Source organism: Pseudoduganella guangdongensis, assembly GCF_009857475.1.
Lineage (GTDB): Bacteria > Pseudomonadota > Gammaproteobacteria > Burkholderiales > Burkholderiaceae_D > Rugamonas > Rugamonas guangdongensis.
The window spans coordinates 278,827-302,267 of sequence record NZ_WWCJ01000006.1 but is presented as its reverse complement, the minus strand read 5'-3'; the positions used below and the strand labels follow the sequence as shown (position 1 = coordinate 302,267).

At 63.4% G+C, this 23,441-nt stretch carries 25 protein-coding genes and 1 pseudogene; 13 read left to right on the top strand and 13 right to left on the bottom strand.

What is annotated here, in order from left to right:
- Positions 1-608 precede the first annotated feature (608 nt).
- A complete protein-coding gene (locus tag GTP41_RS27135; protein ID WP_202419690.1) occupies positions 609-1,508 on the bottom strand; it encodes a hypothetical protein in 900 nt (299 codons plus the stop codon).
- 109 nt (positions 1,509-1,617) lie between these two features.
- On the opposite strand from GTP41_RS27135, the gene GTP41_RS27650 reads away from it, so the two are divergent.
- The 3 genes from GTP41_RS27650 (at position 1,618) to GTP41_RS10735 (ending at position 2,645) form a co-directional block, all read left to right on the top strand.
- Positions 1,618-1,743, top strand: a complete 126-nt coding sequence (locus GTP41_RS27650; RefSeq protein WP_260115156.1) for a hypothetical protein — start codon at positions 1,618-1,620, stop codon at positions 1,741-1,743.
- Between the two features lie 84 nt (positions 1,744-1,827).
- Positions 1,828-2,352, top strand: a complete 525-nt coding sequence (locus tag GTP41_RS10740; RefSeq protein ID WP_443094242.1) for a YggT family protein — start codon at positions 1,828-1,830, stop codon at positions 2,350-2,352.
- Positions 2,352-2,645 (top strand): DUF167 domain-containing protein, encoded by a 294-nt coding sequence (locus GTP41_RS10735; RefSeq protein WP_161025568.1) that lies wholly within the window; start codon positions 2,352-2,354, stop codon positions 2,643-2,645. Before GTP41_RS10740 ends, GTP41_RS10735 begins: the two co-directional genes overlap by 1 nt.
- 39 nt (positions 2,646-2,684) lie before the next feature.
- Here GTP41_RS10735 and GTP41_RS10730 read toward each other — a convergent pair whose 3' ends face one another.
- The 9 genes and pseudogenes from GTP41_RS10730 to GTP41_RS10695 form a co-directional block, all read right to left on the bottom strand.
- Complete coding sequence (locus GTP41_RS10730) at positions 2,685-3,629, bottom strand: carbohydrate kinase family protein (protein ID WP_161025567.1); 945 nt, start codon at positions 3,627-3,629, stop codon at positions 2,685-2,687.
- A gap of 7 nt (positions 3,630-3,636) precedes the next feature.
- Entirely contained in the window at positions 3,637-5,562 is a 1,926-nt protein-coding gene (locus GTP41_RS27980; protein WP_371867333.1) for a DUF3426 domain-containing protein, read from the bottom strand.
- 99 nt (positions 5,563-5,661) lie between these two features.
- Positions 5,662-5,730 (bottom strand): annotated as a pseudogene (locus tag GTP41_RS27975) (MJ0042-type zinc finger domain-containing protein); the annotation flags it as partial.
- A 12-nt stretch (positions 5,731-5,742) separates the two neighbouring features.
- Positions 5,743-6,660 carry a 50S ribosomal protein L11 methyltransferase gene (prmA, locus tag GTP41_RS10720; protein ID WP_161025565.1) on the bottom strand — a complete coding sequence of 306 codons (918 nt, stop codon included), beginning with the start codon at positions 6,658-6,660 and terminating at the stop codon, positions 5,743-5,745.
- A gap of 19 nt (positions 6,661-6,679) precedes the next feature.
- Positions 6,680-8,038 carry an acetyl-CoA carboxylase biotin carboxylase subunit gene (gene accC / locus GTP41_RS10715; RefSeq protein WP_161025564.1) on the bottom strand — a complete coding sequence of 453 codons (1,359 nt, stop codon included), beginning with the start codon at positions 8,036-8,038 and terminating at the stop codon, positions 6,680-6,682.
- A 72-nt stretch (positions 8,039-8,110) separates the two neighbouring features.
- Positions 8,111-8,578, bottom strand: a complete 468-nt coding sequence (accB, locus tag GTP41_RS10710) for an acetyl-CoA carboxylase biotin carboxyl carrier protein (RefSeq protein ID WP_161025563.1) — start codon at positions 8,576-8,578, stop codon at positions 8,111-8,113.
- Between the two features lie 71 nt (positions 8,579-8,649).
- The gene (gene aroQ, locus GTP41_RS10705; protein WP_161025562.1) at positions 8,650-9,087 is read right to left on the bottom strand and encodes a type II 3-dehydroquinate dehydratase; all 438 of its coding nucleotides are present in this window, start codon (positions 9,085-9,087) and stop codon (positions 8,650-8,652) included.
- 115 nt (positions 9,088-9,202) lie between these two features.
- Complete coding sequence (locus tag GTP41_RS10700; protein WP_161025561.1) at positions 9,203-9,748, bottom strand: TlpA family protein disulfide reductase; 546 nt, start codon at positions 9,746-9,748, stop codon at positions 9,203-9,205.
- On the bottom strand, positions 9,748-10,356 hold the full coding sequence (locus GTP41_RS10695; RefSeq protein ID WP_161025560.1) for a hypothetical protein: 609 nt from the start codon (positions 10,354-10,356) through the stop codon (positions 9,748-9,750). The genes GTP41_RS10700 and GTP41_RS10695 overlap by 1 nt, the downstream gene beginning before the upstream one ends.
- 151 nt (positions 10,357-10,507) lie before the next feature.
- Here GTP41_RS10695 and mpl point away from each other — a divergent pair, with 151 nt between their 5' ends.
- The 9 genes from mpl (at position 10,508) to corA (ending at position 19,028) form a co-directional block, all read left to right on the top strand.
- A complete protein-coding gene (gene mpl / locus GTP41_RS10690; RefSeq protein WP_161025559.1) occupies positions 10,508-11,887 on the top strand; it encodes a UDP-N-acetylmuramate:L-alanyl-gamma-D-glutamyl-meso-diaminopimelate ligase in 1,380 nt (459 codons plus the stop codon).
- Complete coding sequence (locus GTP41_RS10685) at positions 11,884-12,453, top strand: YqiA/YcfP family alpha/beta fold hydrolase (protein WP_161025558.1); 570 nt, start codon at positions 11,884-11,886, stop codon at positions 12,451-12,453. The genes mpl and GTP41_RS10685 overlap by 4 nt, the downstream gene beginning before the upstream one ends.
- Entirely contained in the window at positions 12,450-13,034 is a 585-nt protein-coding gene (locus GTP41_RS10680; RefSeq protein WP_161025557.1) for a chorismate--pyruvate lyase family protein, read from the top strand. The genes GTP41_RS10685 and GTP41_RS10680 overlap by 4 nt, the downstream gene beginning before the upstream one ends.
- Positions 13,031-15,064, top strand: a complete 2,034-nt coding sequence (locus GTP41_RS10675) for an RNB domain-containing ribonuclease (RefSeq protein WP_161025556.1) — start codon at positions 13,031-13,033, stop codon at positions 15,062-15,064. Before GTP41_RS10680 ends, GTP41_RS10675 begins: the two co-directional genes overlap by 4 nt.
- A 110-nt stretch (positions 15,065-15,174) precedes the next feature.
- The gene (locus GTP41_RS10670; RefSeq protein WP_371867331.1) at positions 15,175-16,059 is read left to right on the top strand and encodes a TonB C-terminal domain-containing protein; all 885 of its coding nucleotides are present in this window, start codon (positions 15,175-15,177) and stop codon (positions 16,057-16,059) included.
- A complete protein-coding gene (gene aroE / locus GTP41_RS10665; RefSeq protein ID WP_161025555.1) occupies positions 16,059-16,880 on the top strand; it encodes a shikimate dehydrogenase in 822 nt (273 codons plus the stop codon). Before GTP41_RS10670 ends, aroE begins: the two co-directional genes overlap by 1 nt.
- On the top strand, positions 16,877-17,569 hold the full coding sequence (mtgA, locus tag GTP41_RS10660; protein WP_161025554.1) for a monofunctional biosynthetic peptidoglycan transglycosylase: 693 nt from the start codon (positions 16,877-16,879) through the stop codon (positions 17,567-17,569). Before aroE ends, mtgA begins: the two co-directional genes overlap by 4 nt.
- Positions 17,566-17,937, top strand: coding sequence for a DUF4124 domain-containing protein (locus GTP41_RS10655; RefSeq protein ID WP_371867330.1), 372 nt, complete (start codon positions 17,566-17,568; stop codon positions 17,935-17,937). The genes mtgA and GTP41_RS10655 overlap by 4 nt, the downstream gene beginning before the upstream one ends.
- A 125-nt stretch (positions 17,938-18,062) precedes the next feature.
- Positions 18,063-19,028 (top strand): magnesium/cobalt transporter CorA, encoded by a 966-nt coding sequence (corA, locus tag GTP41_RS10650; RefSeq protein ID WP_161025553.1) that lies wholly within the window; start codon positions 18,063-18,065, stop codon positions 19,026-19,028.
- Here the strand turns inward: corA and GTP41_RS10645 are convergent.
- Positions 19,021-19,818: a hypothetical protein gene (locus tag GTP41_RS10645; RefSeq protein WP_161025552.1), complete on the bottom strand. Its 798-nt coding sequence runs from the start codon at positions 19,816-19,818 to the stop codon at positions 19,021-19,023. The genes corA and GTP41_RS10645 overlap by 8 nt on opposite strands.
- Positions 19,819-20,157: 339 nt before the next feature.
- Between GTP41_RS10645 and GTP41_RS10640 the strand changes: the two genes are divergently transcribed.
- Positions 20,158-21,276, top strand: coding sequence for a sensor histidine kinase (locus tag GTP41_RS10640; RefSeq protein ID WP_161025551.1), 1,119 nt, complete (start codon positions 20,158-20,160; stop codon positions 21,274-21,276).
- A gap of 33 nt (positions 21,277-21,309) precedes the next feature.
- On the opposite strand, the gene hemL is transcribed toward GTP41_RS10640, so the two are convergent.
- Positions 21,310-22,593 (bottom strand): glutamate-1-semialdehyde 2,1-aminomutase, encoded by a 1,284-nt coding sequence (hemL, locus tag GTP41_RS10635; protein ID WP_161025550.1) that lies wholly within the window; start codon positions 22,591-22,593, stop codon positions 21,310-21,312.
- A complete protein-coding gene (gene thiD, locus GTP41_RS10630; RefSeq protein ID WP_161025549.1) occupies positions 22,590-23,399 on the bottom strand; it encodes a bifunctional hydroxymethylpyrimidine kinase/phosphomethylpyrimidine kinase in 810 nt (269 codons plus the stop codon). Before thiD ends, hemL begins: the two co-directional genes overlap by 4 nt.
- Between the last annotated feature and the right edge of the window lie 42 nt (positions 23,400-23,441).

Below are 23,441 nucleotides of genomic sequence, written 5' to 3'. Positions count from 1 at the left end.
TCGCGACGAAATTTTTTTTTGAAGCACGCCATGCAGCGCCCCGGTCTCGCGATGAATCGCGGACCGGGGCGCTTCGTTTTTTATACAGCCTTTACCTAAAGGCGTTATGCGAAGGCGCGCGCGGCGGTGCGGGTCGCTCGATGTGCGCGGGCACGCGGCGCGGCGCGTACCAATGTGCGCGAACTCGCAGATCAACACAAAAAAAGAAGAAGAAAATCATTCGTGCTAGTTGCGCATCAACAAGCTTTCGTGTACTTTGCGAACTTGAAATAGCGTGAATTTGCAAGCACTGTTTTTTCGAGTGTGTTGTTACCGCAAAAGTCGAAGAATAATGGGAACTCAAAACGCATAAGTATGCTTAAAGACCACACGACGACAGCGAAGCCGCTCTCCTGATCCCGCGATCAGGTCCGGGCGGTTTTTTTCTTTGAACGCTGGTCGTAACACGTGGCCGTGACGAGGGTCGAGGAGCTGAAGATACGCCCCACCCGCGCAATCGTCGCGACAAAGAATTTGAGTCCTGCGCTGAAAAGCACCGGCGTAGGAATCGATGGCTGAAGCGCTGCACTTGTGAGGAGGTGCAGCAGTTCAGCTGGGTGCCGAATTCATTAGCGCAAACCGCAATCCTGTTTGCGCCGATGAATAATTCGCCTGGTCCAGCGCAGGGCCGGACGGGTTTTAATCATGTGCGTGAATTTTCCCATCCCAGATGAAGGAGAAATAAAAATGGCAACCGCCGCTAAGAAGAAACCTGCAGCCGCTAAAGCAGCTGCCCCAGCAAAGAAGGCCGCTGCAAAGCCGGCCGTTAAAGCCGCTGCCAAGCCAGCTGCTAAACCAGCTGCCAAGAAAGCCGCTGCCAAGCCAGCCGCTAAACCAGCAGCCAAGAAAGCCGCCGCTAAGCCAGCTGCAAAACCAGCAGCTAAGAAAGCAGCAGCTAAGCCAGTAGCGAAAAAAGCTGCAGCTAAACCAGCAGCAAAACCAGCAGTGAAAAAAGCCGCAGCGAAGCCAGTAGCGAAGAAAGCCGCAGCTAAGCCAGCAGCAAAACCAGCAGCTAAGAAAGCAGCAGCTAAACCAGCAGTGAAGAAAACCGTCGCTAAAGCAGCAGCTAAACCAGCAGTGAAGAAAGCCGCAGCTAAACCAGCAGCGAAAAAAGCCGTTGCTAAAAAAGTCGCCGCTAAGCCAGTAGCGAAAAAAGCAGCTGCCAAGCCAGCCGCTAAAAAAGCAGCCGCTAAACCAGCAGCTAAAAAGACCGTAGCTAAAGCAGCTGCCAAGCCAGCCGCCAAAAAAGCTGCTGCCAAGCCAGCCGCTAAGAAAGCTGCCGCGAAACCAGCAGCTAAACCAGCTGCCAAAAAAGCCGCTGCCAAGCCAGCTGCCAAGAAAGCCGCTCCTAAAGCTGCTGCCAAGCCAGCTGCTAAAAAAGCCGCTCCTAAAGCCGCCGCAAAACCAGCTGCCAAGCCTGCAGCTAAAAAGGCCGCCCCAAAAAAAGCCTCGGCTAAGCCAGCAGCCAAGCCAGCTGTTGCGCCAGTAGCCGTTGCACCGGCTGCAGCTCCTGCTGCAAAACCAGCTGCCCCTAAAAAGGCCGCTCCGAAGAAACCAGCTGCTCCTAAGAAGGAAGCTGTGAAGCCAGCCGCCGCACCAGCACCTGCTGCTGCAGCCCCGGCTCCAGCCGCCGCCCCGGCAGCAAAAACCGTGATCGCCCCGGCAGCCGCCTGGCCGTTCCCGACCAGCACCCGTCCTTCCTAAGCGTTTAAGCGCTTAGAGCCGGATGGCGAAAACACCGCTGTGTGAGACAATCGCACAGCGGTTTTTTTTATTTGGAGTGAACCCGTGTTTAGTATTCTTAAGCTGATCGTCGATGTCGCAGCCGGCCTGCTTGGTGGTGTCCTGTTGCTGCGATTCTGGATGCAGGCTATCCGCGTCCGACCGCCTTCGTCGGTGGCGCAGTTTACTTTTCAGCTAACAGACTGGCTGGTGCGTCCGCTGCGCCGCATCGTCCCCGGCATGGGCGGCTATGACTGGGCCAGCCTGATTGGCGCGTTCCTGATTGTGATCCTGGCGACCTCGGTGCTGTTCCTGGTCGGCGCCACGGTGGAGGTGGTGCTGCTGGCGGCTTTGCAGCGCTTCCTGGAATGGATTCTGTTCGGCTTCATGGCGCTGCTGATTATCGAAGCGATCTTCTCCTGGGTGAACCCGCACGCGCCGCTGGCGCCCTTCGTGCGTGCCCTGAACGAGCCGCTGCTTACGCCGATCCGCAAAGTGGTGCCGCTGGTCGGCAACCTGGATTTGTCTCTGCTGGTGGCCCTGATCCTGCTGCAGATTTGCCAGATCCTGCTCGGCATGCTGTTTAGCTGATGAGCCGAAGCTGGTGTTCGCCGGTGCCGGGCGGGGTGCGCCTGGCGGTCCAGATCCAGCCGAACGCGAAGAAGACCGAAGTGGTCGGGGTGCTGGATGGCGCGCTGAAGATCAAACTGGCCGCGCAACCCATTGAAGGGAAGGCGAATGAGGCGCTGGTGAAGTGGCTGGCCGGTGCCCTGGGTGTGGCGCGCAGCGCGGTGACGCTGACGCATGGGCAGACCAATAAGAAGAAATTGTTGGAGATTGCCGGCGTGACGCCGGAGGATGTTGCTGGCCTTGAACCCCGGTAAACCTGGGTCAGACCCAAGGGTCTGACCCGTCGTGCCGGGTTAGAAGCGGTAGCCGAAAGCAGCTTCGAACTTGTCTGCGATTTCAGCCGGGGTGAAGACGTGGTTCTGTGCACCCTTGGTGACGATCTTGATCGCGCCCAACAGGCTGGCCAGGCGGCCGGTCGATTCCCAGCCCAGCTCATTGACCAGGCCAAACAGCAGGCCCGCGCGATAGGCATCGCCGCAGCCGGTCGGGTCCAGATCCTGCGCCGGATCCACCGCCACCGCCGGAATATCAATCCGCTTACCGCCGGTATAAATCTCCGACCCCTTTTCGCCACGGGTCACGATCAGCGCCTCCAGCCTGGAAGCGATTTCCGGGATGGTCAGCCCGGTGCGGTCCATCAGCAGCTCGATCTCATAATCATTGCAGGTCACATAAGTGGCCTTCTCAATGAAGCCGATCAGCTGCTCCGGCGTAAACATCGGCATCTGCTGGCCCGGGTCGAACACGAACGGGATACCCAGGCGCGCCAGGTCCTCGGCATGCTTCAGCATACCCAGGTGGCCGTCCGGCGAAATGATCGCGATCCGTGCCGCACCCGCCTTCTCGATCGGGTTCTCATGCGCGAACGACATGGCGCCCGGGTGGAAGGCGTTGATCTGGTTATGGTCCGCATCGGCGGTGACGAAGCACTGCGCGTTGTAAGCGTCCTTCTTGATCAGGATATTCTCGGTGCTCAGGCCCAGTGTCTGCAGGCGCTCCAGGTATGCCGCGCAATCCTGGCCCAGCACGCCCACGATGCGCGGTTCGCCGCCCAGCATCTTCAGCGAGTAGGCGATATTGCCGGAGCAACCGCCAAACTCGGTGCGCATGGTCGGCACCAGGAAGGATACGTTCACCTTGTGCAACTGGTCGGCCAGCAGGGTGTCGCCGAAGCGGCCTTCGTATTGCATGATGATGTCGATGGCCAGCGAGCCACAGACCAGGGCGGTTTTAGTCATAGTATTTTTATGGGTAGAAAATGGCGATGTGATAGCCGGAAGCTTTAAGCTCTTTCAGCTCAAAGTACAGTTTAATGCTTTGCTCACTGCGTGGCAGGAAGCCCTTGTCGGCCTCGGTGGCCGATGGCAGGTATTCGCGCGGCGCGAACACGCGGCGCACGACCGGCTTGTCGGCGTTGTCGTTCAGGGTCAGCTCGATGTGCGGCCAGGCCTGGACGGTCTTGGACTGGTTGCGCAGCACGGTGCTGAAGCTGAAGGTGTTGGCGGCCATGCTGGCCAGTTCGCCTTGCTCGATGCTGAGGGCGTCGAGCTGGGTTGGCAGGCCGACCTGGCAGCCAAGCGGTTGGCACAGGGCGGCCAGCGCGGGCTTGAGTTGCGGGTAGCTGGCGGCCAGGGTGTCGCGGAAGGTGGTGGCGGCTTGCAGCACCAGGCCGCCCAGCAGCAGCGGGATGCTGAAGGCCATGATGATCTTCATGGCCCTGCCGTACTTCTGGCTGCGGTCGTGGCGCTTGACGAAGCTCAGGTCGGAATGGTCGAGGTCTTCGGCTGGCGTTTCATCGACGCCGGCCAGGGCGCGCATGCGGGCGTCGGCGGCTTCGCGGTCTTGCGCGCGTTCCAGGGCGCGCTCGCGGCGGTCGTCGGCGCTGTCACTGTCGTTGTCGCTGGCTGGCTCGTCGTCGGGCAGGGAGGCGCCGTCGTCGGGGGCATCGGTATTGACTGCGGCCACGGCGTGCAGGGCGGTGTCGTCGCGCGGCTCGGCCAGGCTCCACGGCTCGTCAGCGGCGGGTGAGGCCGTTTCCGCTGCGGGCTGCTCGGCTGGCGGGATGTCTTCAAAGTGGTGCGAGTCGTCCAGGGCGGCGGCGACGATGTGTTCTTGCGGCGTGTCGAGCGTGGGCTCGATGCGGCCGTCCGGGTGCTGTCCGGCAGCGTGCGCCGGCTCTCCCTCACTCGGCGCCGGGCGCGCGCGCAGGAAGGCTGGCACGAAGTCAGGGTCGGGCGCTGCGAAGGCATCGCTTGGTGTTTCCGCTGGCGGCTCGCCGCCGTCCGAGTCGTCGGCAGGCTGGCTGGCCGGATCGTTGTTCAGTGGCGCTTCGCCGTCCGCTGGCGCAGCTTCCTCGGCAAGCGAAGGCTCGTCGCCGGCGGGCAGGTCGGCGCTAACCTCGGCCTGCAGGATGGCATCGTCGCCATCTGCTTGCTGGGCAGTGTCGTCGACGTGCGGCGCCTCTACGACGGTCGGGTGATCCGCGCCGTCGCCGCTCTGGGCTGCCGCCTCGGATGGCTGGTCGCCGTCGTCGGCAGGCTGGAGGGCGTCCTCGCCTTGCGCGGCTGCGCTGTCGCCGCTGTGGCCCGCCACTTCGGATGGCAGGTCGCTGTGGTCGGCAGGCAGGAGGGCGTCATCGCCTTGCTCGGCTGCGCTGTCGCCGCTTTGGCCCGCCACTTCGGATGGCAGGTCGCCGTCGTCGCCAGGCGGGAGGGCGTCATCGCCATGCGGTGTTGCGCCGTCGCCGCTCGTGGCCGCCACCTCGTATGGCTGGTCGGGGGCGTTGTCGTGCGGGGCAGCGGACGAAGTATCGGCATCGGCTGGCTGGGGCGCTTCTGCGGCGTGAATCTCGTCGCCATCAACGGGCAGTGCTGCTGCGGGCGGGGCGATGGCGGCGTCGCCAGCAAGCGCGTCATCCCACGGCGGCGTGGTCGTTTCGGGGTTTGCGTGCGCAGTGACAGCGGCAAAAGCGCGCGCCACAGCCGCTTCGGCTTGTTCTTCGGGGGAGGGGTGCGCAGGGCCGCCGGTTCGCCAAACGGCTGGTGCGGCGGATGGCGCAGGTGCCGCGTCTTCAGCGAGATCGAGTTCGAAATCAACCGCCGAGCCGCGCACGTAGCTGGAGATGGCTGGCGCCGCCGGCCCGGCCGGCGCGGCCGCCGTAGATACAGGCACATCCGGAATAACGGTGGTCGGCTTGGGCGCCGGCTCAACGAGTGCCGCGTTGCCGTCGAAAACCTCGTGGCAGGAGCCACAACGAACAATCCCCCCACGCAGTTTCAGCTGGTCAGCCGCGACCCTGAAGATCGTATTGCAATGGGGGCATTTAGTGGCGAGCGCCATCAGTGCAGGGGATTACCTTGCGCCCAGCGTGCCCGACAGGCACACCCAGCCTTCATGCTCGGCCCAAACGGTGAGCTTGATGAACGGCGCATAAGCCGCCGCAACTTCCTCCGCCTGGCGCGCCAGCACGCCGGACAGCACCAGCGAACCGCCATCGGCCACGCGGCCGGACAGCATCGGCGCCATCAGCTTCAACGGCGAAGACAGGATGTTGGCGACAACGATGTCGAAACGCTGTGCCGCGAACGACGACTCGGCGAAATCATCCGGCACGAAGTACTGGATATCTTCCACCCGGTTGCGCACCGCATTGTCATTGGCCGACACGATCGCCTGTGGATCGATATCCACACCCGCCACCGTGGTAGCGCCCAGCTTGCGCGCCACCATGGCCAGGATGCCCGAGCCGCAACCGTAATCCAGCACCGATTTGCCCGGCGCGGGATGGGCTTCCAGCCACTCCATGCACAGCTTGGTGGTCGGGTGCGAGCCGGTGCCGAAGGCCAGGCCCGGGTCCAGTTCCAGGATCAGCGCGGACGGGTCCGGCGCCTCGTGCCAGCTCGGCACGACCCAAATGTTCTTGCCGATATGAATCGGCTCAAATTGCGACTGGGTCAAACGCACCCAGTCCGCGTCCGCCACCGCACGGGTGGTGAACTTCGGCAGGCTGGCCAGGCCGACCGCGCCGGCAGCTGCCGCCACGATCAGGGCCTGGTCGTCCTCGTCGTCGGTCAGCGCGACCACGCGGCTATGATCCCATGCCGCTTCGGTCGGCTCCATGCCCGGCTCGCCGAACAGGGGTTTTTCGGCGTCGGTGCCCTCATCGGCATCCTCCACCGACACCGACAGCGCGCCCGCGTCCATCAGCGCCTCGGACAATGCCTCGGCGTGTTCACGTGCTACTTCGATGACGATTTCAGTCCAGCTCATTATTACTTACCTGCCTTATTTACTTACCAGCCTTAGGCATCTCTGCCAGGCGCTGTTCCAGATAGTGGATGTTGGTGCCGCCTTCGATGAAGCGCGCATCAACCATCAGCTCGCGGTGCAGCGGGATGTTGGTCGAAATGCCCTCGACAACCATTTCCGACAGCGCAATCTGCATGCGGCGGATCGCCTGCTCGCGGGTTGCGCCATAGGTAATGACTTTGCCGATCATCGAATCGTAGTTCGGTGGTACAAAGTAACCCGCGTATGCATGCGAGTCAACACGCACGCCAGGGCCACCCGGGGTGTGCCATGCCGTGATGCGGCCTGGCGACGGGGTGAACTTGAACGGATCTTCGGCATTGATGCGGCACTCGATCGAGTGGCCGGACAGCATCACGTCGCGCTGGCGGAAGCGCAGCTTCTCGCCCGCAGCGATGCGGATCTGTTCCTGCACGATATCGATACCGGTGATCATTTCGGTCACTGGGTGCTCAACCTGCACGCGGGTGTTCATTTCAATGAAATAGAACTCGCCGTTCTCGTACAGGAACTCGAACGTTCCCGCGCCACGGTAACCGATCTTGCGGCAAGCCTCGGCGCAGCGGTCGCCGATCTTTTCGATCAGCTTGCGCGGGATGCCTGGAGCCGGCGCTTCCTCGATCACCTTTTGGTGGCGGCGCTGCATGGAGCAGTCACGTTCGCCAAGCCAGACGGCGTTTTTATGTTCGTCGGCCAGGATCTGGATTTCCACGTGGCGCGGGTTCTCCAGGTACTTCTCCATATAGACTTCCGGATTGCCGAAGGCGGCACCGGCTTCCGACTTGGTCATGGTGACCGCGTTCAGCAGCGCAGCTTCGGTGTGCACCACGCGCATGCCACGGCCACCGCCGCCGCCAGCCGCCTTGATGATGACCGGATAGCCAACTTTGCGCGCGATTTGCACGATGGCTTTCGGGTCATCCGGCAGGGCGCCGTCGGAACCCGGCACGCAAGGCACGCCGGCTTTGATCATGGCGTGCTTGGCCGACACTTTGTCGCCCATCATGCGGATCGATTCGGCGCGCGGGCCGATAAAGACGAAACCGGATTTTTCCACGCGCTCGGCGAAGTCCGCGTTCTCGGACAGGAAGCCGTAGCCCGGGTGGATCGCTTCCGCGTCGGTGACTTCGGCAGCGGAAATGATGGCCGGCATATTCAGGTAGGACTGGGCCGAAGGCGCTGGGCCGATACAGACGGATTCGTCTGCCAGCTTCACGTATTTGGCTTCACGGTCGGCTTCTGAGTGCACGACCACAGTCTTGATGCCCAATTCACGGCACGCGCGCTGGATGCGCAGGGCGATTTCACCGCGATTGGCAATAAGGATTTTTTCAAACATGGTAGCTTCGGTGAAGGGTGCTTCGTTTGATGTGCTGGCCGCCGGGATTTCCTCAGCGGCCATGGCCCGGCTTTAGCCGATCACAAACAGCGGCTGGCCGAATTCGACCGGTTGGCCGTTCTCGACCAGGATCTGGGTAATTACGCCGCCCTTGTCGGCGTCGATTTCATTCAGCAGCTTCATCGCTTCGATGATGCACAGGGTGTCGCCTTCCTTGACGGTGGCGCCCACTTCGACGAAGGCTGGATTGCCCGGCGCCGAAGCGCGGTAGAAGGTACCTACCATTGGCGACTTCACCACGTGGCCGGTCGGCTCGGCGGCGGCTGGCGCGGCGGCAGGAGCGGCAACCGGTGCAGCGACGGGAGCGGCAGCTGGCGCGTAGTGGGTAGGCACTTGCTGCGGCATCATCATGACGTGGTTTTGCGCCACGCCACCGGATTTGACGATGCGGACTTTGCTCTCGCCCTCAGTCACTTCCAGTTCAGCGATGTCCGACTCTGCTACCAGGTCGATCAGCGTCTTCAGCTTGCGTAGATCCATGTTGTTGGCTCCCTGTGTCTATCTTGTTATGTTGATGGTTTCTGCAAAGCCGCCTTGTGGGCAGCATCGCGTTAGATGTGCGCCGTCGCAAAATCGATGGCGAGACGGTATCCCTCGATACCAAGCCCGCAGATCGTCCCCTGTGCGATTGCGCTGAGATAGGAATGGTGGCGGAATTCTTCCCGCCGATAAATATTCGTAATGTGTACTTCAATAAAAGGAATGGCCACGCCTGCCAATGCGTCGCGCAAGGCGACGCTGGTGTGGGTATAGCCACCCGGATTGATGACGATGAAATCCACGCCCTCGGTACGGGCCGCGTGGATACGGTCAATCAAGCCTCCTTCGTGGTTGCTTTGGTAACAGGCGAGCTGCGCACCGGCTGCCTTGGCTTGTGCCTGCGCCGCCTGTTCGATGTCGGCCAGCGTGCTGGCGCCATACGTTTCAGGCTCGCGCGTCCCCAGCAAATTCAGGTTGGGTCCGTTAAGGAGCAGCAGGTTCTTTGCCATGATTCCCTGACCATTTTCCGCGAAAGTTCCGCATTTTGCCGCCAACTCCGAGCATTGGCAAGAGAAAATAACTTTCGGGAAGTGAATAGAACGGTCGTTCGCCGACCGTCTAAGCCTAGTTTAAGTTAGCCAGGTCGGCCTTCAGGTCGTCGAACTTCAGGCGTGCCAGGTAGGTTTTCTTGACCGTGCCGTCAGCGCCGATCAGCACGGTAAAGGGCAGGCCACCCGAGTTGTTGCCAAATTGTCGCGCCAGTTCGGTGCCGCTCATGCCGGCCACATAAATGGGGTAGGCGACTTTCACTTTTTGTGTGAATTCTGCAATATTGGACGGCGAATCGATGCCGATGCCGATCACCTGGACCTTCTTGCCCAGCTCGGAATTTTGCAATTCAGACAATTCCGGCATTTCTTCCACACAGGGCGCGCACCACGGCGCCCAGAAGTTCACCAGCAGGTTTTTGCCTTGCCATTTGGATAATGCCTCCTTGGTGCCTTTGTCATTTGGCAACGATTCCTTCAGCATGGCGGCAACCGGGCCGGTGACACCGGGCGGGGCGGTGGCGGTGATGGGGTTCGGGTCTTGTTTGGTGTGGATGCCGTACCAGGCGCCGGCGCCGGCAAAGGCGATGGCGGCGGCGAGATAAATCAGGTTCTTTTTCATTATTGCGATGGGTGGCTGCTGTTATTAAGGATGCTACGCAATTCGGCAATGTCGGCGCGCAGCAGCTTGTCGCCGCTTTTCTTTTTCGCGCCGCGCAGGTCGTCCTGCTCGTACAGTTCGACGTGCACGCCCTCGTTCTTCCACATGAAGCTGACGGTTTCCACGTCTTCAAAACGGGGGCCGCGGAAGTGGGGCGATTGCGAGATTTCGATGTGCAGGTTCTTGTTCAATAGATAAATCTGGACTTCCTTGGCGCTGTCCGCGAACAGCTGCAGGTGGATGTCGTCGTGCGTGCCGGCAGTGCCGCTCAGGACGGAGCCGGTCAGGAACGGCTGGTATTGTTCCAGCATTTCCATCACTTGCAAAGCCAGGGTGCGCAGGCGGAATATATGCGCGGGGTGGGTGTCGGCATTATATAAAGCGTGGTATAGGCGAACTTCTTCTTCGATTTGCTCGTTGTCGGGCAGGATGTCGGACCGGTCGCGCGCCTGCGCCTCGCCCAGCACCTGGCGCGCGGCTTTGCGTTTGGCGCTGCCGTAGTCGGCGCCGTCCTGCGCGATCATGCGGGCGGCGGCGGCGGCGATGGAGGTTTTAACTTCGGTGTTCATGGTTGCATCATACCCAAAACCGGGAAACCAGGCTCTCCGAGCCTTTGGCCGTTTGCAGACGAGTAGACGGTGTCTGACCCTGTGGGTCAGACACCGGTTTACCGGGTTGTATCAGGTAAAATCCCGTTCTTGATTCTTTTCTATCCCCACCATGCACATCCACATCCTCGGCATCTGCGGCACCTTCATGGGCGGACTTGCCGTCCTGGCAAAAGAAGCCGGCCATCGCGTAACGGGTTGCGACGCCAACGTCTATCCCCCGATGAGCACCCAGCTGGAAGCCCAGGGTATTGAGCTGATCCAGGGTTTCGGCCCGGAGCAGATCGAACTGAACCCCGATCTATACGTGATCGGCAATGTGGTCTCGCGCGGCAATCCCCTGATCGAAGCGATCATGAACCGCAACCTGCCCATGGTTTCCGGGCCGCAATGGATCGGCGACCACATCCTCAAAGATAAATGGGTGCTGTCCGTGGCCGGCACGCACGGCAAGACCACCACCTCGGCCATGGTGGCCTGGATCCTGGAACACGCCGGCTACGCGCCCGGCTTCCTGATCGGCGGCATCCCGCAGAACTTCGGCATCTCGGCCCGCCTGACCGGCCCCGGCGCGCAATCGGAGTTCTTCGTGATCGAAGCCGACGAGTACGATACCGCCTTCTTCGACAAGCGCAGCAAGTTCGTGCACTACCACTCGAAGACTGCCATCCTGAACAACCTGGAATACGACCACGCCGACATCTTCCCCGATATCGGCGCCATCGAAACCCAGTTCCACCACCTGGTGCGCACCGTGCCGGGCATCGGCCGCGTCATCGCCAATGCCGACGAAGCCAGCCTGCAGCGCGTGCTGAAACGCGGCTGCTGGAGCGAGCAGGAAAGCTTCGGCAGCGCCGACGGCGCCGACTGGGGCATGACCGAACACGCCGATGGCAGTTTCGACGTCATCTTCCAGGGCGCGAAGGCGGCCACCGTGAACTGGCAACTGAGCGGCAAACACAACCGCAGCAACGCCCTGGCCGCCATCGCCGCCGCGCGCCATGTGGGCGTGCCGATCGAGATCGCCGCCCAGGCCCTGGCCGGCTTCCAGAGCGTCAAGCGCCGCATGGAAGTGCGCGGCACCGTGAACGGCATCACCGTCTACGACGACTTCGCCCACCACCCGACCGCGATTGAAACCACGGTCGGCGGCCTGCGCCAGAAGCTGCGCGGCACCGACAGCGCGGGACGCATCCTGGCCGTGCTGGAGCCGCGCTCCAACACCATGAAGCTGGGCACCATGAAGGACGCGCTGCCGGGCAGCCTGAAAGACGCCGACCTGGTGTTCGGCTTCGGCAGTGAAAAAGCCCTGGGCTGGAAGCTGGGCGATGCGCTGAAGACCATGGGCGACATCGCCTCCGCCTACGACGACCTGGATATCATGGTGAAGGCCATCGTCGCGGCGGCCCGGCCGGGCGACCATATTATTGTGATGAGCAATGGCGGCTTCGGCGGCGTCCACCAGAAACTGCTGGAGGCGCTGGCCCAATGATTTTGTACCTGCATGGCTTCCGTTCCTCGCCGTCCTCGATGAAGGCGCGGGTGACGGGGCAGCGCATGGCCGAACTTGGCCGCGCGGCGGAGTTCATCTGCCCGCAGCTGCCGGCCAGCCCGAAGCTGGCCATGGAGCTGGCCTGCGGCCTGGTGGCCGGCGTTGACCCTGCCGCATTGACCATCATCGGCTCCTCGCTGGGCGGCTACTACGCCACCTGGATGGCGGAGCAACTGGGCTGCCGCGCGGTCCTGCTCAACCCCGCCGTGGTGCCCATGCTCGACCTGGACCAGCACGTCGGCGTCACCACCGCCTACCACTCGGACGAACCGTTCGAATTCAAGCGTGAATATATAGAGCAACTGCGCGCGCTGGCCGTGCCGCAGGTGAGCCGCCCGCAGCGCTACTTCCTGGTCGCTTGCACCGGCGATGAAGTGCTGGACTACCGCGACATGGTGGCCCACTACGCCGGCGCGCGGCAGAAGGTGGTGCAGGGCAGCGACCACGCCATCAGCGAGTACGCCGAGTACCTCGACGAGGTGCTCGAGTATTGCGGGGTCAAATGAAAGGACAATCGCTGCGCCAGGCCAACTGGCACGGTCACGTGCTCGCGACGAACGCCCCGCACCCCTACCGCCACTGGCTGACCGGCGGCGGTTCGCTGACCGCCAAACTCAAGGCGCACAGCGACGCTTTCCGCGTGCAGCTGCTGCGCCAGGACACGGCAATCTGCCTGGCCGACGAGGCCAATGCCATCGGCTACCACCGGCCCGGCCGCGTTTGGGAGAGGGAAGTGCTGCTGCGGTGTGATAATACGCCTGTCGTCTTCGCCCACACGGTGGTGCCGATGTCGGCCGACGCCTCGGACTGGCCGCTGTTCAGTGCCCTGGGCGAACGCTCGCTCGGCAGTACCCTGTTCGGCGACCCGCGCGTGCGGCGCGGCGAACTGCACTATGCGCGCTTGCGCGCGACCCATCCGCTGGCCATGCGCGCCCGCGCCGCCCTGGCGGCGCAAGGTGCCGAGGTGCCGGCGGATGCTTTACTGTATGCGCGGCGCTGTCTCTACCAGCGCCGCGAAGGAACTTTGCTTGTGACCGAGGTTTTCCTGCCGCCGGTGCTCAAGCTCCACAGGAACAATGTGAAATGAATGTATTTTTTGAAGAATCGGGCGATTTCAAAGTAGGCAGCGTGCTGTCGCAAGCTGGCGAGGCCTACCAGGTGGAAATGGCCAGCGGCAAGCGCAACAAGGTCAAGACCAAGGACGTGATGCTGCAGTTCGACAAGCCGGCCCCGGCTGAGCTGATGGAACAGGCCAAGGCCATTGCCGCCGAGGTCGACCTGGACTTCCTGTGGGAAGTGGCGGGCGAGGAGGAGTTCGGCTTCGCCGAGCTGGGCGCCGAGTACTTCGGCCACGCCCCGCAAGCAGCGGAAGCGGCCGGCCTGATCCTGAGCCTGCACGCCGCCCCGATCTACTTTCACAAAAAGGGCCGTGGCCGCTATAAGAAAGCGCCCGAGCAAACCCTGAAAGCGGCGCTGGCCGGCATCGAAAAGAAGAAGCAGCAAGCCATCATCCAGGGCCAGTACGCCGAGGAGCTGAAGGCGGGCACCCTGCCGGCCGCCATGCAGAACATCGTGCAGCAACTGCTGTTCAAGCCGGACAAGAACACCATCGAATACAAGGCGCTGGAGCAGGCCGCCAACGAGGCGCACACCACGCCGGCGCGCCTGATGCTGTCGACCGGCGGCATCAAGTCGCCGAAAGACCTGCACATGTCGAAGTTCCTGTTTGAGAACTTCCCGAAAGGCCACGGCTTCCCTGAGCTGCCGGTGCCAAGCGCGCCGGCCGGCCTGCCGCTGGCGGCGGTGGAAGCGTTCTCGATCGACGACGTGACCACCACCGAGATCGACGATGCTTTCTCCGTGGTGCACCAGCCGGATGGCAAGGTGCGCGTGGGCATCCACATCGCCGCGCCGGGCCTGGGCATCAAGCCGGACGACGCCATCGACAAGATCGCGCGCGGCCGCATGTCCACCGTGTATATGCCGGGCGACAAGATCACCATGCTGCCGGACAGCATTGTCGACGCCTTCACCCTGGCTGAGGGCAAGACCTGCCCGGCGCTGTCGCTGTACGCCGTGCTCGACCCGAGCGACTGGTCGGTGGTTTCCACCGAAACCAAGGCCGAGCTGGTGCCGATCGCCAACAACCTGCGCCACAACACGCTGGACGACCTGGTCAACGAGGAAACCCTGGCCAGCGGCGAGGGCGACTACCCGCGCAAGGCCGAACTGACCCTGCTGTGGGGCTGGGCCCAGCACCTGGAAGCGGGCCGCATGGTCAAGCGCGAAGCTTTCGGCCTGAAGCCGGAGCAGAACAATCGCGTCGACTTCAACTTCTACGTGGAAGACGATGTGGTCACCATTTCCCGCCGCAAGCGCGGCGCGCCGCTGGACAAGATCGTGGCCGAGCTGATGATCTTCGCCAACAGCACCTGGGGCAAGCTGATGCACGACCACGGCGTGCCGGGTATCTACCGCACCCAGGGCCAGGGCGTGGGCGGCTGGGCCGCCAAGATGCAAGTGCGCATGATGACGCAGGCCGCGCCGCACCAGGGCCTGGGCGTGGACCAGTACGCGTGGTCGACCTCGCCGCTGCGCCGCTACACCGACCTGGTGAACCAGTGGCAGATCCTGGCCTGCGCCTCGCATGGCGTGACGGCGCCGATGGTGGCGCCGTTCAAGCACAAGGATGCCAACCTGTTCGCGATTGTGTCGGCGTTTGACGCGGCCTATGCGGCCTATGCGGACTTCCAGTCGAATATGGAGCGCTACTGGTGCCTGCGCTGGCTGGGGCAGGAGGATGCCAAGGCGGTGGAGGCGGTGGTGCTGAAGGATGAAGTGCTGCGCCTGGCCGAAATTCCGCTGATCGTGCGCCTGCCGGGCATGCCGGCTGTTGCGCGCGGTGCACACGTCAAGCTCGATGTGCTGCGTTGGGACGAGGTGGACCTGACCATCGAAACGCGCCTGCAGGAAGGCTCGATTACCTTGCCGGCCGAACCGGAGCCGGAGGTGGACGAAGAGGAGGCGCCAGCCGATCCGGCCCAGCCGACCGAGGTGGATGCCGAGGAAGCGTCGCTCGCCAGCGAGACGGTGGTGACCGAGCCGGGGCCGCAGTAGACCCGGCAAACCTGGGTCGGACCCAAGGGTCTGACCCTTGGGTCCGACCCCGCAGTACCGGGTTTGTGTAGAATGTAGATTCCCAAAAGCATCATCCAGACATCCAGCGCGTGAAGTATTTCAAAGAAAACCAGTTCCTTGTCATCGCCACCGCCGTATCGGTAGCGGTGCACGCCGCGGCGTTGATGGTGCATTTCGTCGCCCCCAAAGCGTTCAAAGTCGAGCCCACCGACCCCGGCCTGGAAGTCATCCTGGTCAACGCCAAGCACGCGGCCAAGCCGCTCAAGGCCGACGCCCTGGCGCAAGCCAACCTTGACGGCGGCGGCAATGCCGACGCCGGCCGCGCCAAATCCCCGCTGCCCGACATGCGCCGCATGGACACCGGCGAGAGCATCCAGGCCGCCCAGCGCTACATCCAGCAGCTGGAAGAACGCCAGAAAAACCTCCTGACCCAGGCCCGCAAAAGCGACCTCGCCGCGCCCCCTGTGACGGAAAAGAAACAAACCGACCCCTTGCGCACCGGCGCCGACCTGATCGAAAGCAGCAAGGCGATGGCACGCAGCGTGGCCGAAATCACGCAAACCATCGAAGACCAGAACAAGCGCCCGAAAAAGACCATGATCACGCCAAGCACGCGTGAAGTGGGCTATGCCATGTACTACAAAACCTTCCAGCGCCGCGTGGAAGAGATCGGCACCCTGAATTTCCCGCAGAAGAACGGCAAGAAAATGTACGGCGAGCTGGTGCTGTACATCCCGATCTTCCAGGACGGCACCATCTATATGAAAGAGGGCGGCATCCGCATCGAACGCAGCTCCGGCAACCCGGCGCTGGACGAGGCGGCGATGAATATCGTGCGCCGCTCGGCCCCGTTCGGCAAATTCCCGCCGAATATGCTGTCCAACGAACGCGACGACCTGTGGGTCATCATCACCACGTTCAAGTTCACGCGCGAGGAAAAGATGGAAGCCAACCTGACTGGCGGCGGCAACTGATGGACAAGTACTGCGTCTTCGGCAACCCGATTGCTCACAGCAAGTCGCCCGAGATCCACGCCGCCTACGCCGCCCAGACCGGCCAGCCGCTGGCTTATGAAAAATGGCTGGCGCCGTTGGACGGCTTTGCCGCCACCGTGCAGGCCTTCATCGCTGCCGGCGGCAAGGGCGCCAACGTCACCGTGCCCTTCAAGCTGGAGGCGCACAAGCTGGCGACTGCGCTGACCGTGCGCGCCCAGGCCGCGGGTGCCGTCAACACCCTGCTGTTCGGCGACGATGGCAGCATCACCGGCGACAATACCGACGGCGCCGGCCTGGTCGCCGACATCGTACAGAACGCCGGCGTGCCGATCAGCGGCAAGCGCGTGCTGCTGCTGGGCGCTGGCGGCGCCGCGCGCGGCGTCGTGCTGCCGATCCTGGAACACCGTCCCGCCGCGCTGGTGATCGCCAACCGCACCGTCGCCACCGCCGAAGCGCTGGTTGAACAATTCGGCGCCCTGGCCGGCCCCGGCGTGTTGTCCGCCTGCGGCTACGCCGCGGTGCAAGGCGCCTACGACATCATCATCAACGCCACCTCCGCCAGCCTGAGCGCCGACTTGCCGCCCGTGCCGGCCGGCGCCTTCGCCCCCGGCGCGCTGGCGCTGGACATGATGTACGGCGCCCAGCCCACTGTCTTCATGCAATTCGCCGCCAGCCACGGCGCCGTCGCCCGCGACGGCCTGGGCATGCTGGTCGAGCAAGCCGCCGAAGCCTTTCACTTGTGGCGCGGCGTGCGCCCGCAAACGGGGCCGGTATTGCAGCAGTTGCGCGCCAAGCTATGATCAAGAAGCTGAAGTGGTTCATCATCGTGCCGGTGGCGATTTTCCTCGCCGTGCAGCTGTACTTCTTCGTGCAGATCTGGTGGTGGGTGGACCATAACCCGACCATGACGGCCTTCATGCGCGAGCAGCAGGATGCGATGCAGGAGAAGAACCCGAAAGCGCGCGTGAAGCAGATGTGGGTCGACTACAGCGCCATTTCGCCGAATCTGAAACGTGCCATCATCGCCTCGGAAGACGCCAACTTCGCCGACCACGAAGGCGTGGACTGGGAGGCGATGCAAAAGGCGTATGAGCACAACCAGGAAAAGAAGGGCAAGAAGAAGATCCGCGGCGGCTCCACCATCACCCAGCAGCTGGCCAAGAACCTGTTCCTGTCCGGCTCGCGCAGCTATGTGCGCAAAGGGCAGGAGCTGATCATCGCCTATATGCTGGAAATGCTGATGGATAAGCGTCGCATCTTCGAGATTTACCTGAATGTGGCCGAATTCGGGCGCGGCATCTACGGCGCGGAGGCGGCGGCGCGGCATTACTACCGCATCCCGGCCTCCAAACTGGGCGCCGAGCAGGCGGCCCGCCTGGCCGTCATGCTGCCCCGGCCAAAATATTTCGATGCCCACCGCGAGTCGGCCTACCTGGCGCGCCGCACCGGCATTATCATGCAACGAATGAATTCCGCGGAGCTGCCGTGAAACGACAAAAAGGAATCAGCCTGATCGCGGTGGCGCTGATCATGGGCGTTTTGGGTGCGGTGGCGGCGTTCGCGCTGATCTCCATGCGCAACGACCGCAACCTGTTCGCGGAAGGCTTCAACCAGGCCAAGGCCAAGGCGGCGCAAGTGGCGGCGCCGGTCACGCCGGCAGTAGCGGCCCCTGCGCCTCTGCGCAAATGTGTCATTCATGGCAAAACCGTTATTTCCAATACCGAGTGCGCCGACCAGGGCAGCGTGATCAAGGTGCACGAGACGCGCGGCATCGAAGCGCCGAAAGCGCCGCCGAAGCCGGCACCGGAAGCGCCACAGGGCGCCACCGACCGCGCGATCGAGCAGGCTACGCGCTAAACCGCCCGAACGCGGTTTAAAAAAATGCCACCTCAGGGCTGGCAGCCACTACCCCTTTACGGGTACACTTGCGAAGTTTTTTAGAACCCGCGCTCTACCCACACCCTGTCCGGCTGAGATTGCCCATGATCAATGTTTTCGTTTTACAAAATGGCCGGCTCAACCAGGTGCCTATTGAGACGCGCGAAGACCTTGAGCAAGCGGCACCGGTCTGGGTCGACCTGACCGATCCAACGGAAGACGAGCGCGCTTGGGTCAAGTCCATCTACGGCGTGATCCTGCCCGGCGAAGACGAGGTCAAGGACATCGAAGCCTCCGCCCGCTACTACGAAGCGGAAAACGGCGACCTCCACTTGCGCACCGACTTCCTGCTGGAAGAAGACGAGGGCCCCTCGCGCGTGGTCACCGTGGCCTTCATCCTGGCCAAGAAAATGCTGTTCTCGGTGCACACCGACGACCTGCCGGTATTCCGCCTGGTGCGCATGCGCGCCCGCTCGCGCCCCGGCTCGATCGAAGACTATATGGACGTGCTGCTGGACCTGTACGCGACCGACGCCGAATACTCGGCGGACGCGCTGGAAGGCATCTACCAGAACCTGGAAGAAGTCTCGAGCCGCGTGCTGCAGGAAGAATTCACCGACAAGGACGCGGCCGACGCCCTGAGCGCCATCGCGCACGAGGAAGACTTGAATGGCCGCATCCGCCGCAACATGATGGACACGCGCCGCGCGGTGTCGTTCCTGATGCGCGGCCGCCTGCTGAACTCCGACCAGTTCGAAGAAGCGCGCCAGATCCTGCGCGATATCGAATCGCTGGACGGCCACACGTCCTTCCTGTTCGATAAGATCAACTTCCTGATGGACGCCACCGTCGGCTTCATCAACATTAACCAGAATAAGATCATCAAGATCTTCTCGGTGGCCTCGGTCGCCTTCCTGCCGCCGACCCTGTTCGCCAGCATCTACGGCATGAACTTCGATTTCATGCCGGAGCTGAAATGGGGCTACGGCTACGCCTGGGCCTGGGGCCTGATGATCGTCAGCGCCGCCGCGCCTCTGATGTATTTCCGCCGCCGCGGCTGGCTCAAGTAAGCCGCGCCGCCAGCGCCTTCACCAATCCCGCCGGATCATCCACGCCCAGCACGGCGTGCGTGGCCGGCTTGGCGCCGCCCAGCAGGGTGGCCAGCGCTGCGCCCTCGCGCAAGCTGATCTCCACATTCATCTCGCCCTGGTGGCGGAAGTAGCGCTTGCCCTTCAGGCGCCGCTGGGGGGACGGCACGCGCTGCACGGACGCGATCATCGCGTAGGGAATCGCCACATCGGCGGCCAGCGCGCCGCAGCGCACCAGCAGAGCTTCGCCCGTCAGCGACACCGGCCGCACCAATGTGGCACGGTAATCAGCGACCAGGTAGAGCAGGCCCCACACGGTCAGTGCAGTCGCCACCCAGGCCGCAGTAGGCGACCAGATGTAGTGCAGCAGCAGGTGGACGAGCGGGATGTCGATCACCATCAGCGCGATCCAGGCCATCTGATTGCTGGCGTTTCCGCCCGCCTTGGCGGTCATGAAGTGCTGTTCGCCTTCGAATTTCGGCGGGCGCCGCATCAGCAAGCCGTAATACCAGACGCGCGCCTCGAATTCCATCAGGCGCGCCGTGACGCCCTGGCCAAAGTAGCGCTGCGCGCTGGCGGCGAGCAGGCGGTCGGTGTGCGGGTCGGCGCGCGGGGCGCGGCGCAGGCCGAGGATGAGCCAGCCCGCCAGGCACAGCTCGGCGATGGCCAGCAGTGCCGGCGCCACCAGGCGCAAACGGTCGATCTGCAGCCACACCTGTTTCGACGCGTCGGGAATGGCAAAGCTGCCGACCGCCATGCCGAGCAAGAGCATGCCGGCCCATTTCTTGAGAAACAGTTTCCAGCCCGGGCGGCACAACAGGGCGTAAGCCAGCGGGAAAGTCAGCAGCAGGTCCAGCAGCAGCGGCCACTCCGGCAGCGGCGCCTGGCCCCCCAGGCCGCGATAACACGGCGAAGTGCCCCGCCAGCGCCATCTAGACGAAGGCGCTGAACCACTGCTCCCGGTTAAGTTTTTGAAACCATTGGTAGCTCATGTCTGCCTACTCGATAGTTGTGACTCTGGTAATTTTGCCACGATTCCCTCAGCACAGCTTGACAACAAGGTTACAGCGGAACATTCTTGCGATTCACAATTCACTTTTTCGGAGGGTGCATGACAGAAGCCGGTTTGTCTTCCTCTTCCGAGGCCATGCTGGCCGTGCGCGAACAGGTGATCTCAGTCTGGGCCCAACTGGCGCGGCAAACCTTGTGCAAGGCGGGGGACTTGCCCGACCCGATCCTGCTCAATACCCTGCCATTGTTCTACGAACGGCTGGCGCGCCTGCTGACGCCGGAGTTCTACCGCGCCAGCGGCGTCGATGTCGCGGTCATCGCCCAGGAGCACGGCGGCGAGCGGGCCCGCCTGAGCGGTTACGACACCACCACCCTGATCCGCGAATACCAGCTGTTTCGCCAGACCTTGTTCCGCGTGTTGCACCAGGGCGGCATTGTGCTGACCCACGAGCAGCGCGAAGCGATCGCCACCTCCATCGACAGCGCCATCCGCGAAAGCGTGACTGCGTTTGCCCTGATCCAGTCGGCGCTGCGCGAGCAATTCATCGCCGCCCTGACGCACGATTTGCGCACCCCGCTCTCGACCATCGCCATGGCCGCCCAGGTGCTCGGAAACCGCGCCCCGGACGACGACATCCGCAAGCTGGCCGAGCGCATCAGCGCCAACGCCCAGCGCATCGAAGCGATGACGCGCGACCTGCTCGATTGCATGGTGTTCGAAGGCGGCGAACGGCTGCCGCTGCATATTGAGGAATTCGACCTGTCCCTGCTGGCCTACGAGGTGGCGCAGCAGGCGATGGACCACGGCAGCGCGCAAGTGCTGGTGGAATTTGAACCGGTGGTGGGGCACTGGTGCCGCGCCTCGCTGCAGCGCGCGCTGGAGAACCTGCTGGGGAACGCCATTAAATACAGCACGCCGGGCACGCCGATCCGGCTCCAGGTGCTCAACCGAGACGAACGGGTGCACGTGGAAGTGCATAACGAAGGCGAACCGATCCCGCCCGAGCATATGGAATCGATCTTCCAGGTCTACCGCCGCGCGCGCCACGGCCCGGGCAGCAAGGACGGCTGGGGCGTCGGCTTGCCCTACGCCCGCCGCGTGGCCGAAAGCCACGGCGGCAGCATCATCGTCACCAGCACCGCCGAGCAGGGCACCACCTTCCTGCTCGCCATCCCGCTAGACGCCCGGCCGTTCAGCAACGCGCCGGTCTCGGGCTAGGACAAAAAAATGGGGACGTACCCCATTTTTTGATTACAAGCTGGCGAAGACTGTTTTCGCGGCGGCGATGGTGGCGTCGATCACGGCGTCGTCGTGCTGGGCGCTGACGAAGCCGGCTTCGAAGGCGGCCGGGGCGAAGTAGACGCCTTCGTCCAGCATCTTGTGGAAGAAGACGTTGAACTTGTCGCGGTCGCCGGCCATCATTTCGGCGTAGTTGTTGGGCGGGGTGGCGCTGAAGTAGAGGCCGAACATGCCGCCTTCGGCGTCGGCGCAGAAGGTGACGCCGGCTTCCTGCGCGGCGGCGGTCAGGCCGTCGGCCAGGCGGCGCGCGCTGCGTGCCAGGCCTTCATAGAAGCCGGGCTGCTGGATCAGCTTGAGGGTGGTCATGCCGGCCGCCACCGCGACCGGGTTGCCGGACAGGGTGCCGGCCTGGTACACCGCGCCCACCGGCGACATCTTCGACATCAGTTCTTGCGAGCCGCCAAAGGCGGCCACCGGCAAGCCGCCGCCAATCACCTTGCCGAGCGCGGTCAGGTCGGGCTGGATGCCGTACAGTTCCTGGGCGCCGCCCAGGCCGACGCGGAAGCCGCACATCACTTCATCGAAGATCAGGACGGCGCCGTGCGCGGTGCACAGCTCGCGCAGCGCGCCCAGGAATTCCGGGGTGCCCTTGATCAGGTTCATATTGCCGGCCACCGGTTCCACGATGACGCAGGCGATTTCCTGGCCGTACTGGGCAAACGCGGCGCGCACGGCTTCCACGTTGTTGTAGTCCAACACCATGGTGTGCTTGACGAAGTCTTCCGGCACGCCGGCCGAGGTCGGGTTGCCGAAGGTGAGCAGGCCGCTGCCGGCCTTCACCAGCAGGGAGTCGGCGTGGCCGTGGTAGCAGCCCTCGAATTTCACAATTTTGTCGCGCCCGGTGGCGCCGCGCGCCAGGCGCAGGGCGCTCATGGTCGCTTCGGTGCCGGAGGAGACCAGGCGCACCTGTTCGATCGACGGCACCAGGCGGCAGATTTCCTCCGCCATCTCGATTTCCGCTTCGGTCGGGGCGCCGAAGGACAGGCCGCGCGTGGCCGCTTCCTGTACCGCCTTCACCACCTGCGGGTGGGCGTGGCCGACAATGGCCGGGCCCCAGGAGCCGATGTAGTCGATATAGCGCTTGCCGTCCGCGTCCCAGAAGTAAGGGCCCTCGGCGCGGGTGATGAAGCGCGGCGTGCCGCCCACGGAGCGGAAGGCGCGCACTGGCGAATTCACGCCGCCCGGGGTGGATTTCTGGGCGCGTTCAAACAGGATGTCGTTTTTCGAAGTGGTCATGGTTTGAAGAAGCGATTAGGGACGAATCGGCCCATGCCATAGCGCTGGGCATGGAGCAGGGTTAAATGGGTGTAGTGCTCGGCGCGTTCGACCGCCTCCGGCACGGCCAGGCCGAGCGCCAGGTAGGCCGCGATGGCGGCCGACAGGGTGCCGCCGGCGCCGACGAAGGGGCCCGGCAGGTGCTGCCATTTATCGTGGCGCAGCACGCCGTCGGCGCTGTACAGGGTGTTGGCGCGCTGGCCGCCGCCGGCATTGCTGCCGGTGACCAGCACGTACTCGCAGCCGAGGTCGATCAGGTGTTCGGTGTCGTCGGCCATGGTTTCGCCGTTGCCCAGGTCGCGCCAGGTTTCGGCCATGCGCGTCAGCTCGACTTCGGACAGCATGAGCAGGGTGCCCTGCGGCACCAGCAGCTGGCGCAGCACGGTCAGCAGTTCTTCCGGGTCGTCCTCGTCGCTGTGCTCGGGCAGCTGGCTGCCAAAGGGGTCGAGCACCAGCGGCGCGTCCGGGTAGTCGGACATGATTTCGGCGATGGTGGAGACGTGTTCCAGGTGGTCCACGGCGCCCACCTTGAAGGCTTGCACCGGCACGTCTTCCAGCACCATGCGCGCCTGGTCGGCCACCATGTCGGGATCGACGTGCTGCTGCTCCTCGACGCGCGCGCTGTCGCCCACCAGCAGGGCGGTGGTGACGGCCAGGCCACGGCAGCCGAGGGCGTTGAACACAGCCAGGTCGGCATGCACGCCAACCGCGCCGACCGGGTCGGCCACGCCAAAGGTCAGGATCAGGGGAGATGTTTGGTTTTGCACGGCGGGTAGATTAAGATACCTAATTCAGCATTTTACTTTATT

Bases quoted from the DNA above. Each gene is read 5' to 3' on its own strand.
- GTP41_RS10735 (WP_161025568.1), top strand. From the start codon at position 2,352: ATGAGCCGAAGCTGGTGTTCGCCGGTGCCGGGCGGGGTGCGCCTGGCG.
- GTP41_RS10700 (WP_161025561.1), bottom strand. From the start codon at position 9,748: ATGAAAAAGAACCTGATTTATCTCGCCGCCGCCATCGCCTTTGCCGGC.
- GTP41_RS10675 (WP_161025556.1), top strand. From the start codon at position 13,031: ATGAATGTATTTTTTGAAGAATCGGGCGATTTCAAAGTAGGCAGCGTG.
- mpl (WP_161025559.1), top strand. From the start codon at position 10,508: ATGCACATCCACATCCTCGGCATCTGCGGCACCTTCATGGGCGGACTT.
- GTP41_RS10645 (WP_161025552.1), bottom strand. From the start codon at position 19,818: ATGCTCTTGCTCGGCATGGCGGTCGGCAGCTTTGCCATTCCCGACGCG.
- aroE (WP_161025555.1), top strand. From the start codon at position 16,059: ATGGACAAGTACTGCGTCTTCGGCAACCCGATTGCTCACAGCAAGTCG.
- corA (WP_161025553.1), top strand. From the start codon at position 18,063: ATGATCAATGTTTTCGTTTTACAAAATGGCCGGCTCAACCAGGTGCCT.
- GTP41_RS10685 (WP_161025558.1), top strand. From the start codon at position 11,884: ATGATTTTGTACCTGCATGGCTTCCGTTCCTCGCCGTCCTCGATGAAG.
- GTP41_RS10695 (WP_161025560.1), bottom strand. From the start codon at position 10,356: ATGAACACCGAAGTTAAAACCTCCATCGCCGCCGCCGCCGCCCGCATG.
- accC (WP_161025564.1), bottom strand. From the start codon at position 8,038: ATGTTTGAAAAAATCCTTATTGCCAATCGCGGTGAAATCGCCCTGCGC.
- GTP41_RS10730 (WP_161025567.1), bottom strand. From the start codon at position 3,629: ATGACTAAAACCGCCCTGGTCTGTGGCTCGCTGGCCATCGACATCATC.
- aroQ (WP_161025562.1), bottom strand. From the start codon at position 9,087: ATGGCAAAGAACCTGCTGCTCCTTAACGGACCCAACCTGAATTTGCTG.
- GTP41_RS10680 (WP_161025557.1), top strand. From the start codon at position 12,450: ATGAAAGGACAATCGCTGCGCCAGGCCAACTGGCACGGTCACGTGCTC.
- hemL (WP_161025550.1), bottom strand. From the start codon at position 22,593: ATGACCACTTCGAAAAACGACATCCTGTTTGAACGCGCCCAGAAATCC.
- prmA (WP_161025565.1), bottom strand. From the start codon at position 6,660: ATGAGCTGGACTGAAATCGTCATCGAAGTAGCACGTGAACACGCCGAG.
- accB (WP_161025563.1), bottom strand. From the start codon at position 8,578: ATGGATCTACGCAAGCTGAAGACGCTGATCGACCTGGTAGCAGAGTCG.
- mtgA (WP_161025554.1), top strand. From the start codon at position 16,877: ATGATCAAGAAGCTGAAGTGGTTCATCATCGTGCCGGTGGCGATTTTC.
- GTP41_RS10640 (WP_161025551.1), top strand. From the start codon at position 20,158: ATGACAGAAGCCGGTTTGTCTTCCTCTTCCGAGGCCATGCTGGCCGTG.